The sequence below is a fragment of the Streptomyces sp. NPDC050759 genome (assembly GCF_044456945.1).
Lineage (GTDB): Bacteria > Actinomycetota > Actinomycetes > Streptomycetales > Streptomycetaceae > Streptomyces.
Window position 1 is genome coordinate 105642 of record NZ_JBITGI010000025.1, and the last position, 11564, is coordinate 117205.

An 11564-nucleotide genomic window follows, 5' to 3' on the forward strand; every position below is an offset into this window, starting at 1 on the left:
GCCCGTGAGCGACTGGCCGTTGACCAGGACCTTCCGCAGCAGCTCCGGTGAGGTCCGCTGGGACAGCCTCGGGGAACCGGGCCGGGACCCGGTCGTCCTCCTCCACGGCACGCCCTTCTCCTCCTATGTCTGGCGTGCCGTCGCCCGCGCCCTCGCCCGCCGCCACCACGTGTTCGTGTGGGACATGCCCGGCTACGGGGCCTCGGAGATGTTCGCCGGCCAGGATGTCTCCCTGGCGTCCCAGGGCAGGGTCTTCACCGAGCTCCTGGCGCACTGGGATCTCGACCAACCCCGGGTCGTGGCCCACGATTTCGGCGGTGCCGTGTCCCTGCGGGCCCATCTGCTGCACGGCGCCCGCTACCGTTCGCTCGCCCTGGTCGACCCGGTCGCGCTGGCCCCCTGGGGAACGCCGTTCTTCCGGCTCGTCGGCGAGCACTCCGAGGTCTTCGACCAACTCCCGCCCGCCCTGCACCGGGCCCTCGTCCGCGAGTACGTCAGTTCCGCCAGCAGCCCCGGCCTGCACCCCGCCGTCCTCGACCGGCTGGTCGAACCCTGGCTCGGCGACCCGGGCCAGGCGGCTTTCTACCGCCAGATCGCCCAGGCCGACCAGCGCTACACCGACGAAGTACAGGACCGGTACGGCGAGATCGCGGTCCCGACCCTGGTGTGCTGGGGCGAGGACGACACCTGGATCCCCGCGGACAAGGGGCGTGAACTCGTGGCCCGCATCCCGGGAGCGCGCCTCGAACTGATCGCCGGCGCCGGTCACCTCGTCCAGGAGGACGCACCCGCGCACCTCATCGCGGTCCTCCTCGGCTAGCTCTCCGTGAGCGCGTCCAGATGCGCCCTCCGCACCTCGGCCGTCTGCCCCTGCACGAGGAGGAACATCCCTTCACGGAACAGCCGTTGGGCCGTACCGTCCAGGCCCATGGCCCGGCCGCCCCCGGCCACGACGGCCGCGGTCGTGGCGGCGCGCATCAGGTCGTACGACCGTGTCTTGAGCGCGAGCCGTTCCGGGACGCGCTCATAAGGGACGGGATGCTCGGCCAGCTCGTACACCTGCCCGCGCACCTCGTCGAGACGGACGCGCAGGGCACCCGCGGTCTTCGACTCCCCGGCCTCTTCCAGAAGGTGGAGCGCCGCGTACGCCACTCCGAAGACGGCGGGGGAGGCGTTGGTGTTGCGGGGCCGGTCCACCAGCGCGAACTTCTCCTGCGGAGTGTGCAACACCACCGCGGCGTCGGGCAGCCACAGGCCGTCCAGCTCCAGGGAGACCGTCCGGGCCGCGGTGAGCGCCGCGAGCCGCATCGGCTCCGACGCCCGCAGTCCCGGCTGCTCGCGCGCCTCGGTGAACGCGAACACCACCTCGTCCGCCTCGCTCACCCCGGCCAGCAGCATCACGTCGTTCAGGCCCCAGCCCGTGTACCAGGGCACCCTCCCGTCGAAACGCCAGCCGCCCCGCTCGGCCGTCACCCGCACCGGCACCCGCGGAAAGGCGCGGACGTGCGCGAACGCGATCCCGGCCAGCAACTCGCCGGTCGCCAGCGGCCCGAGCAGCCGCTCCCGCACCGGCAGGGCGGACTGCGCGAGCAGCCGCACCGGCGAATGGTGCTGAGTCTGCACGAACCACGTGGAGCAGCACGCCCCGGCGAGGATCTCCTGGACCTCCCGCGCCACCGCGTCGGGGGCGCCCGCACCGCCGTACTCCCTCGGCGCGCTCACCCCGAGGAGCCCTGAGCGCCTGATGGCGTCGAGGTGACCCACGGGAACCCCCTCCTGGTCGACGCGGGTCGCGTGCGGGGCGAGGAGGCCGTCGGCGAGGGTGCGGGCGGCGGCGAGGAGCGGATGCGGTGCGGCGGTGGTCATGGACAGGATTCTCCCGATCCCGTCGCGCGCGGTGTCGATCCGGGGGTGTGCCGTTCGTGTAGGAGGTGAGACACACTCACAGGAGGAGAACGACATGCAGTACTACCTGCTCAACGTCATGCAGCCCGGCTGGGACGAGGTGCCCGCACCCGAGGTCCTGGCCGAGATCGGCAAGCGGCTCGACGCCTTCCACCAGGAGCTGCGCGAGGCCGGGGCCTGGGTCTTCGCCGGGGGACTGCACAGCCCCGACGCCTCGACCGTGCTGCGGCCGCGCGACGGTGACGTGCTGATCACCGACGGGCCCTACGCCGAGGGCAAGGAACAGCTCGGCGGCCTGTGCATCGTGAAGGCGCCCGACCTGGACGCGGCCCTGGAGTGGGGGCGCAAGGCGGCCCTGGCCACCACCCTGCCCATCGAGGTGCGCCCCTTCCAGCACGAGTCCGAGGACTGATGACCCTGGACATCGAGGCCGTCTTCCGCGAGGAGTACGGCCGCGCGGTCGCGGTCCTGGTCCGCTTCCTCGGCGACATCGACCTCGCCGAGGAAGCGGTCCAGGACGCCTTCACCACGGCGGTGCGGCGCTGGCCGGAGACCGGTGTGCCGCCGAGCCCGGCCGGCTGGATCATCACCACCGCACGTCACCGCGCGATCGACCGGCTGCGCCGCGAGTCCACGAGAGCGGCCCGCCACGCCGAGGCCGCGCTGCTGCGTGCCCCCGACGCACCGCCCGAGGAGGGCCCCGTGCGCGACGAACGGCTCCGCCTCATCTTCACCTGCTGCCACCCCGCCCTCGCGCCCCAGGCACAGGTCGCCCTCACCCTGCGCCTGCTCGGCGGCCTCACCACCGCCCAGATCGCCCGCGCCTTCCTCGTCCCCGAGCCGACCATGGCCCAGCGCCTCGTCCGCGCCAAGGTCAAGATCCGCGACGCCCGCATCCCGTACCGCGTCCCCCGCGACGCCGACCTCCCCGACCGGCTCAAGGGAGTGCTCGCCGTCGTCTACCTGATCTTCAACGAGGGGTACGGCGGTACGGCGGACCTGTGCGCGGAGGCCGTACGCCTGGGCCGTCTGCTGGCCGAGCTGATGCCGGACGAGCCCGAGGTCACCGGGCTCCTCGCGCTGATGCTGCTCGTCGAGTCCCGCCGGGCCGCCCGCACCGATGACAACGGTGAGCTCGTGCCGCTCTCGGAGCAGGACCCCAGCCGCTGGAACCGCGCGCTCATCGCGGAGGGCCAGTCACTCGTACGGCGGTGTCTGCGCCGGAACCAGCCCGGGCCGTACCAGATCCAGGCCGCCATCCAGGCCGTGCACTGCGACGCGCCCACCGACTGGGAGCAGGTCCGCCGGCTGTACGACCAGCTGATGGCCGTGGCTCCCAGCCCTGTCGTGGCCCTGAACCGGGCGGTCGCCGTGGCCGAGACCGACGGACCCGCGCAGGCCCTCGATCTGGTGGACGCGCTGGACCTCGACGGCTACCACGTCCTCCACGCCGTCCGGGCCGACCTGTTGCGCCGGCTCGGACGCGACGCGGAGGCCGCGGACGCGTACGCCAAGGCCGAGGAACTCACCGAGAATCCGGCGGAACGTACCTATCTCGAACACCGCCGCCGCTCGCTGTCACCGCATCCCGGAAAGTCCTGACAGTGGCCCGGAATTTGCTCGGACGCGAAAAGGTTGCAATATACATCTGACCGTCGAGACCGAGGCCGCAAGGCCCGCCCAACCCAGCGAGGCACCCGTGAACCATCCCGTCTCCGAGCAGCCCGCCGACGTCGTGGCCCGACTGCGCGCCACCTTCCGCAGCGGCCGTACCAAGCCCGTCGAGTGGCGCACGACGCAGCTGCGCCGGCTGCGCGAGATGCTCACGGAGAACGGCACGGAGCTGGCCGCCGCCCTCCACGCCGACCTGGGCAAGAGCTCCACCGAGGCCTTCCGCACCGAGATCGACTTCACGATCCGCGAGATCGACCACACCCTGGACCGCCTCACCGACTGGCTCCGGCCCGAGTCCGCCCCGGTCCCGGCGCACCTCGGCGCCGACGCGAGCGCCCGGACGCAGTACGACCCGCTCGGCGTCGTCCTCGTCATCGCCCCCTGGAACTACCCGGCCCAGCTGCTGCTCGCCCCGGTGGTCGGCGCCCTCGCCGCGGGCAACGCGGTGGTCGCCAAGCCGAGCGAGCTGGCCCCGGCCACCTCCGCCGCCCTGGCCCGGCTGCTCCCCGCCCACCTGGACACGGACGCCGTCGCCGTCGTCGAGGGTGGCATCCCGGAGACCACCGCCCTGCTGGCCGAGCGCTTCGACCACATCTTCTACACCGGCAACGGCGCGGTCGGCCGTATCGTCCTGCGGGCCGCCGCCGAACACCTGACCCCGGTCACCCTCGAACTGGGCGGCAAGTCCCCGGCGTTCGTCGACCGCGACGCCGACCTCACCGTCGTCGCCGACCGCATCGCCCGCGGCAAGTTCCTCAACGCCGGGCAGACCTGCGTGGCCCCCGACTACGTGCTGACCGACCCGCAGACGGCGGCCGCCCTGGAGCCGCTGCTGGCCGGCGCCGTGGAAACGCTGTACGGCAGCGACCCCGCCGACTCCGGAGACTACGGACGGATCATCAACGAACGGCACTTCGACCGCCTCACCGGCCTGCTCGACTCGGGCCGCACGGTCGTCGGCGGTGCGAGCGACCGTACGAGCAAGTACATCGCGCCCACCGTCCTCGCCGACGTGGACCCCAAATCTCCGGTGATGCAGGAGGAGATCTTCGGCCCGATCCTGCCGATCGTCACCGTCCCCGGCCTCGACGAGGCCATCGACTTCATCAACGACCGGGACAAGCCGCTCGCGCTGTACGTCTTCACCGACTCCGACACGACCCGGCGCCGCATCGCCGACGAGACCTCCTCCGGCGGCCTCGGCTACGGCCTGCCCCTCGCCCATCTCACCGTCTCCGACCTGCCGTTCGGCGGGGTCGGGGAGAGCGGCATGGGCAACTACCACGGCCGCTACTCCATCGAGACCTTCAGCCACCGCAAGGCGATCCTCGAGAAGCCCCTCGGCTGATGCCTCGGCGGGCGACGGTCGGCCCGTCGCGACGCCCGGCACGCCCTCTGAGGTAGAGAGGTCCGCTGCCGACCCCGCACGTCGTAGAGTTCCACGTGTCGGCCGCCGAGACCGCCCGGACCGCCAGGCGGATCGGTGAGCCCGAGAAGCGGTTCGACGTGCTGGACGCCTGGCCGGTGGAGGATCTCCCCGGTGGCGGGGTACGCGTCCCGACGCAGGAGACGCGGATCGGCGAGCCCGCCGCCGCGCCGCCCGGGAGCATCCGATCCCGATGCTCAACGGTCACCGGGCGTGGCTGGACGGACCGACCCGCGCCACTTCCGGCAAGCTCGACGCCTGACCGTACATCCGCACCCCCCGCAGAGAGTTGACGTCATGACCGACAAGCTCACCGTGAGCGTCCTGGGCACCGGCATCATGGGCGCCGCGATGGCCCGCAACCTCGCCCGCGCCGGACACACCGTCCGCGCCTGGAACCGCAGCGCCGCCAAGGCGCAGCCGCTGGCCGCGGACGGCGTCGAGATCGCCGACAGCCCCGCCGAGGCCGTGCGGGGCGCCGACGCCGTCCTGACCATGCTGTACGACGGCCCCGCGGCCCTGGACGTCATGCGGCAGGCCGCCGAGGGGCTCCGCCCGGGCATCGCGTGGGTGCAGTCGACCACCGCAGGCGTCGAAGGGATCGCCGAGCTGGCCGCCTTCGCCGACGAGCAGCAACTGGTGTTCTTCGACGCGCCGGTGCTCGGCACCCGCCAGCCCGCCGAGGCCGGTCAGCTGCTGGTCCTCGCGGCCGGCCCGGTCGACGGCCGCGGCGCGGTCACCCCCGTCTTCGACGCGGTCGGCGCGCGCACGGTGTGGACCGGCGAGGACGGCGCCGAGGGCAGCGCGACCCGGCTGAAGCTGGTCGCCAACAGCTGGGTGCTCGCGGTGACCAACGCGGCCGGAGAGGCCCTCGCCCTCGCGAAGGCCCTCGGCGTGGACCCGCAGGGCTTCTTCGACGCCATCGACGGCGGTCCCCTGGACATGGGCTATCTGCGGGCCAAGTCCGGGCTGATCCTCAACGACCAGTTGTCACCGGCCCAGTTCGCGGTCTCCACCGCCGCCAAGGACGCCCGGCTGATCGTCGAGGCCGGTGAGCGGGGCGGAGTCCGCCTGGACGTGGCCGCCGCGAGCGCCGAACGCTTCGAACGCGCCGCCGCCCAGGGTCACGGTGACGAGGACATGGCCGCCGCCTACTATGCGAGCTTCGACGAGAACGCCTGAACCGAGGCTTCGAGGAGGAACCCTTCGTGTCCAAGCCCCCGCTGCCGCCCGCGGCCGTCGAACTGCTGCGCCGCCCCAACCCCTGTGTGATGGCGACCCTGCGCTCCGACGGAACGCCGGTGTCGACCCCCACCTGGTACCTCTGGGAGGACGGCCGTGTCCTGATCAACCTGGACGAGGGACGGGTCCGGCTCAAGCACCTGCGCCGCGACCCGCGCGTCACGCTCACCGTCCTGGACGGCGACAACTGGTACACGCACGTCACGCTCATCGGCCGCGTGGTCGAGACATACCAGGACGAGGGCCTCGTCGACATCGACCGCCTCTCCACCCACTACGGCGGCCGTGCCTACCCGAACCGGGTCCGGGCCCGCTTCAGCGCCTGGATCGAGGTCGAGCGCTGGCACGGCTGGGGCGAGATGAAGGACAGCGACCAGGCCTCCGGTTGAGGAGGGGACCGACCGCGGCGAGGGCGCGGCGGCACCCTCGCCCGCCGGTAGGCGGCCGGGTCTCAGACGGCGCTGCTCAGCGGGTGGCTGAAGCCCTGGCCGGAGATGAGGCGAGCGCCCTCGGCGAGCTCCGTGGCGAAGCGCTCGACGGCCTCGTAGGGGAAGCGGTGGCTGGGGCCGCTCAGGGAGAGAGAGGCGACGACCTTGCCGGTGCGGCCGGTCACGGGCACCGCCACCGCGGTCAGCCCTTCGTCCCACTCGCTGCTGCTGACGGCGTAGCCGCGCTCGGCCGCCTCCGTGACCCAGGCCCGCAGCCGCTCGACATGGGCCTCGCCCTGCGGTGAGGCGGCGGCGACCCGGCGCAGGAACACCTCGGAGGCGTCCCGCAGCAGGATCTTCGAGGAGGCGCCGGCCCACAGCGGCTGTTCGTCGCCGACGTCGACGACATGGCGCAGCGGGTGCGGACTCTCCTCGTGGGCGACGCAGATGCGGTGGACGCCCCGGGCGACGAAGAGATTGACGGTCTCGCCGAGCCGGTCCGCCAGATCGCGCATGACCTTCCGGGTCTCCTGCGGCACCTCCCACTGGCTGCGCGCGAGATAGGCCCAGCGCCACAGCGCGGGCCCCGCGGTGTAGCCGGACGGGTGCGAGCCCAGCAGGCCGGTCTCCTCCAGGGTCTGCACCAGACGCAGCGCGGTCGTCTTGGCGAGCCCCGTCGACTCGGAGATCTCCCGCAGGGTGATGACGGGCCGGTCCTCGGTGAGCAGGGTGAGGATGTCGAAGGCCCGCCGCACACTGCGCACCCCGCCCGCCTGCTGGTCGGAGTCGCCCCCCGCCCGCGCCTGTCCCTCACTCACCCGCTGCCTCCCCGTACGTTCCCTGCGGCCCGCGGCCGATGTTGCTCCCGACGGTAGTCCGCTGTGCGGACCAGGGAAACCTGGGCCCTTGTTCGAGGAGCCCACGCCCCCTACCCTGACCGCACAGCGGAACAATAGGACCATCTAGTGGTCATCTGGGAGTCCCAGTGATGGCCTCGGGAGCGAGTATGCGTAAGTCCATCGCCACCGTCTGCCTCAGCGGCACCCTCACCGAGAAGCTGACAGCCGCCTCACGGGCCGGCTTCGACGGCGTCGAGATCTTCGAGAACGACCTCCTGGCGAGCCCGCTCGCCCCCGAGGAGATCGCCGCCCGCACAGCCGACCTCGGCCTGGGCATCGACCTCTACCAGCCGATGCGGGACATCGAGGCGGTCCCGGAAGAGATCTTCGCCCGCAACCTCAGGCGCGCCCGGCACAAGTTCGAGCTGATGCGCAGGCTCGGCGCCGACACCGTCCTCGTCTGTTCCAGCATCGCCCCACAGGCCGTGGACGACGACGCCCTCGCGGCCGAGCAGCTGGGCCGACTCGCCGACCTGGCCCAGGAGTTCGGCATCCGGGTAGCCTACGAGGCACTCGCCTGGGGGCGGTACGTCAGCACGTACGGCCACGCCTGGCGGATCGTCGAAGCCGCGGACCATCCTGCGCTCGGCACCTGCCTGGACAGCTTTCACATCCTGTCCCGGGCTTCCGGACCCGAGGACCTCAAAGGCATCGCGGACATCCCCGGCGACAAGATCTTCTTCCTCCAGCTCGCCGACGCCCCGCTGATGGCCATGGACGTCCTCCAGTGGAGCCGCCACTACCGCTGCTTCCCCGGCCAGGGCGGCTTCGACGTGGCCGGATTCCTCCGCCTTGTCCTGAACACCGGATACGACGGCCCCCTGTCCCTGGAGGTCTTCAACGACGTCTTCCGCCAGGCGGACGCGGGCCGCACCGCGCTGGACGGGCTGCGCTCCCTGCTCGCCCTCGAGGAGAACGCCGGCGTCTCCCCACTCCCGGCTCCGGTGATCCCCTCCGGCGTCGCTTTCGCGGAACTCGCCACCAGCGACCCGGAACCCGTCGGTGAACTCCTCACCGCCCTCGGCTTCACCCGCACCGCCCGCCATCACGGCAAGCCGGTGGACCTCTGGGCGCAGGGCGAGGCCCGCGTCCTGGTCAACACGGGTGCCGCCGGCCGCCGTACCGACACCACCCTGGCCGCCGTAGGCCTGGAGACGGCGGATCCGGCAGCCTCCGCCCGCCGCGCGGAGGCCCTGCTCGCGCCCGCCCTGCCCAAGCGCCGTGCCGCCAGGGACGTTCCGCTGGAGTCGATCGCGGCGCCCGACGGCACCGAAGTCCTCTTCTGTGCGACCGGCCGCCCCGAACTCCCGAGCTGGACCGACGACTTCACGTACACGGCGGAGAGCGGACCCGGGGACGCCATCGTCATCGACCACCTCGCGCTGACCCAGCCGTGGCACGACTTCGACGCATCGGTGCTCTTCCACCGCACGGTGCTCGGCCTCAGCCCGCACGAGACCGTCGAACTCGCCGACCCCTACGGCCTGTTCCGCAGCCGAGCCCTGTCCGCCTCGTCCGACGGACCCCGGCTGGTCCTCAACCTCGCGCCCGCTCCGGAGGAAGGCGGCGAAATCCGGGCCCGGCACGTGGCGTTCGCCGTCGGTGACATCGTCGCCGCGGTGCGCCGCTTCCGAGCGGCCGGGGCAGAGCTGCTGCGCGTCCCGGCGAACTACTACGACGACCTCGAGGCGCGGTTCGATTTCACCGAGGGGGAGTTGGAGACGTACCGCGAGCTGGGCATCCTCTACGACCGTGACGAGCGGGGCGGCGAGTTCCGGCACTGCTACACCGAGACGGTCGGCCACGTCTTCTTCGAGTTCGTGCAGCGGACCGGGGGTTATGCGGGGTTCGGCGCGGCGAACGCGCCCATCCGGCTGGCCGCACAGCGAAGGTAGGAGTTCGGAAACCGCCGAGGGTGTGGGCCGCAGGTGTGTCATCATCCGCCGATGACCTCTGAAACGATCACTGCGGACGCGGCAGGCACCTGGACACTCGGCGATCTCACCGTCAACCGCATCGGCTTCGGCGCGATGCGGCTGACGGGCAGCGCGGCTTTCCACTTCGGCACCCCCAGCGACCGGCAGCGGTCGATCGCCGTGCTGCGCAGGGCGATCGAGCTCGGCGTGAACCACATCGACACGGCCGCCTTTTACTTCTCCTCGCTGCGCTCCGCCAACGAGATCATCAACAGCGCGCTGTCCCCGTACCCCGACGATCTCGTCATCGCCGCGAAGGTCGGGCCCTTCCGGGACTACACGGGCGAGTGGGGCACCTCGGCCCGGCCGGAAGACCTGCGCGGTCACGTCGAGGAGAACCTCCGCCAGCTCGGCCGCGACCACCTCGACCTGGTGTACCTCCGCCGGATGGGCCAGGACTCGGTCGCCGAGCACTTCGGGGCCCTCGCCGAACTGCGCGACAAGGGCCTGATCCGGCACCTCGGCATCTCCGACGTCGAGCCCCGGCACGTCGCCGAGGCACAGGCCATCGCGCCGGTGGTGTCCGTGCAGAACCGTTTCGGGCTCGACTCCCGCAACCGGGTCACCGACGACCTGGTGCGGATCTGCGGCGAACAGGGCATCGCCTTCGTGCCGTTCTTCGCGATCGCCGGGAACGCCGGAGCCGAGGGCGCCACCACCGCCCACGACGAGGCGGTGCTCGCCGTCGCACGGGCGCACGACGTGACCCCCGCCCAGGTCCGGCTCGCCTGGACCCTCGCCCAGGGCCCGCACGTCCTGGCCATCCCCGGCACCGGCAACCCCCACCATCTCGCCGAGAACATCGCGGCAGGTGCGCTGAGGCTCACCGACGAGGAGCTGGACGTCCTGAACTCACTGCATCAGAAAGACGGTTGAGGGATCAGACGGCCCACACGCCGTCCTGCATGACGTGCCGCCCGCGCATCTCGTGCTGCCCGTGAAGGGCCTGCACCGTGCGCGGGCGCACCTGGAAGAAGGCGTAGGAGGCACTGTCACGGCGCGGGTCCCAGCCCGTCTTCGCCATGAAGACGTCGATCGCCGCGGGCGGCACGTCCTCCCCGCCGTAGGTGAGGACATCTCCGTCGATGAGCACGACGTCCTGGGTGTCCCCGAACGCCAGCCGGGTGCGCCCGCCGTCGCGCAGATTGCGGCCCGTGGGATTGGTGATCCGCGTGGACAGCCAGACCGACTCGCCGTCCCAGGCGAACCACAGCGCGACCAGACACGGCAGGCCGTCAGCGTCCGCCGAGGCCACCCAGATGTCCGTCTCGCGCTCCAGCCGGGTCAGTACGTCGCGCTTGCGCTGTTCGAGGGTCCGGCTCTCGGTGATCGTCATGGCCGGGACGCTACCGGCCGCCTCGCCCCGACGCCTCGGTCCGGGGCCCTACGACCGCGGACCGAGGCGGTGCCCTCCCGCTGGGCGTCCGGCAGCGTCACCGTCCCCACACTCGGGCTCACTCAAGCGGGAACCCATCGGCCGGCGTCCCCGCCGCGCGGCGCCCGCGGTCACGGGCTTCTCTGCTGTACGGCTGGGCGTTCATATTCCGCCTGAGCTGACCTGGGCATGCGCTCCCGCGGCCGTATGGCTGTGCGTGCCGGTTCTGCCTGGGCTGATGGGGTGGGCTGCCGTCGCGGGCTTCTGCGCTCTGCGGCTGGGGCGTGCCGGTCCCGCCCGGAGTTGACGGGGCACGCGGACCGGCATGGGCCTGTCCGCCGTGCGGCTGCGCGCACCGGGCCCCGCCCGCCTCAGCCGACCGGGCACCGCTGATCACTTCGTGGTCAGCACCGTCTCGCCCTTCAGACGGGGGCCTCCGGCGGTTGGGCGGGGGTGCCTGCGGCGGGCTGGGCGGGGTGGGTGGGGGCGGGCGTTTTGCGCAGTTCCCCGCGCCCCTTTTGTGCCTGCGGCGGCCCGTTTCGGCTCCGGTGGGGGCTTGTGTAGCGCGTGGGGTTCGGTGGGTGGGTCGGGGCCGGGGGGGGGGGGGGGGGGGGGGGGGGGGGGGGGGGGGGGGGGGGG

The 11564-nt window shown here is 72.3% G+C and carries 11 protein-coding genes; 8 read left to right on the top strand and 3 right to left on the bottom strand.

The genetic code is table 11. The features are described from left to right. The first annotated feature begins 4 nt into the window (after positions 1-4). Positions 5-820, top strand: a complete 816-nt coding sequence (locus ACIBJB_RS43800) for an alpha/beta fold hydrolase (protein ID WP_398939753.1) — start codon at positions 5-7, stop codon at positions 818-820. Here ACIBJB_RS43800 and ACIBJB_RS43805 read toward each other — a convergent pair. Next, entirely contained in the window at positions 817-1866 is a 1050-nt protein-coding gene (locus ACIBJB_RS43805) for an acyl-CoA dehydrogenase family protein (RefSeq protein ID WP_398939754.1), read from the bottom strand. The two genes, ACIBJB_RS43800 and ACIBJB_RS43805, sit on opposite strands and share 4 nt — an antisense overlap. Positions 1867-1960: 94 nt before the next feature. On the opposite strand from ACIBJB_RS43805, the gene ACIBJB_RS43810 reads away from it, so the two are divergent. The 5 genes from ACIBJB_RS43810 to ACIBJB_RS43830 all read left to right on the top strand — a co-directional run bounded on the left by ACIBJB_RS43810 (position 1961) and on the right by ACIBJB_RS43830 (position 6636). Further along, entirely contained in the window at positions 1961-2317 is a 357-nt protein-coding gene (locus tag ACIBJB_RS43810; protein WP_398939755.1) for a YciI family protein, read from the top strand. After that, entirely contained in the window at positions 2317-3507 is a 1191-nt protein-coding gene (locus ACIBJB_RS43815) for an RNA polymerase sigma factor (protein WP_398939757.1), read from the top strand. The genes ACIBJB_RS43810 and ACIBJB_RS43815 overlap by 1 nt, the downstream gene beginning before the upstream one ends. A 97-nt stretch (positions 3508-3604) precedes the next feature. Beyond that, positions 3605-4927, top strand: a complete 1323-nt coding sequence (locus tag ACIBJB_RS43820; RefSeq protein ID WP_398939758.1) for an aldehyde dehydrogenase family protein — start codon at positions 3605-3607, stop codon at positions 4925-4927. A 375-nt stretch (positions 4928-5302) separates the two neighbouring features. Continuing rightward, positions 5303-6187, top strand: coding sequence for an NAD(P)-dependent oxidoreductase (locus ACIBJB_RS43825; RefSeq protein ID WP_398939759.1), 885 nt, complete (start codon positions 5303-5305; stop codon positions 6185-6187). A 26-nt stretch (positions 6188-6213) separates the two neighbouring features. Further along, positions 6214-6636, top strand: coding sequence for a PPOX class F420-dependent oxidoreductase (locus ACIBJB_RS43830; protein WP_398939760.1), 423 nt, complete (start codon positions 6214-6216; stop codon positions 6634-6636). Positions 6637-6698: 62 nt separating this feature from the next. Here ACIBJB_RS43830 and ACIBJB_RS43835 read toward each other — a convergent pair whose 3' ends face one another. After that, entirely contained in the window at positions 6699-7493 is a 795-nt protein-coding gene (locus ACIBJB_RS43835; protein ID WP_398939761.1) for an IclR family transcriptional regulator, read from the bottom strand. A 188-nt stretch (positions 7494-7681) separates the two neighbouring features. Here ACIBJB_RS43835 and ACIBJB_RS43840 point away from each other — a divergent pair, with 188 nt between their 5' ends. After that, a complete protein-coding gene (locus tag ACIBJB_RS43840; protein WP_398939762.1) occupies positions 7682-9469 on the top strand; it encodes a bifunctional sugar phosphate isomerase/epimerase/4-hydroxyphenylpyruvate dioxygenase family protein in 1788 nt (595 codons plus the stop codon). A 51-nt stretch (positions 9470-9520) separates the two neighbouring features. Beyond that, complete coding sequence (locus tag ACIBJB_RS43845) at positions 9521-10426, top strand: aldo/keto reductase (RefSeq protein WP_398939763.1); 906 nt, start codon at positions 9521-9523, stop codon at positions 10424-10426. A gap of 4 nt (positions 10427-10430) precedes the next feature. On the opposite strand, the gene ACIBJB_RS43850 is transcribed toward ACIBJB_RS43845, so the two are convergent. After that, positions 10431-10886, bottom strand: a complete 456-nt coding sequence (locus ACIBJB_RS43850; RefSeq protein ID WP_398939765.1) for a pyridoxamine 5'-phosphate oxidase family protein — start codon at positions 10884-10886, stop codon at positions 10431-10433. Between the last annotated feature and the right edge of the window lie 678 nt (positions 10887-11564).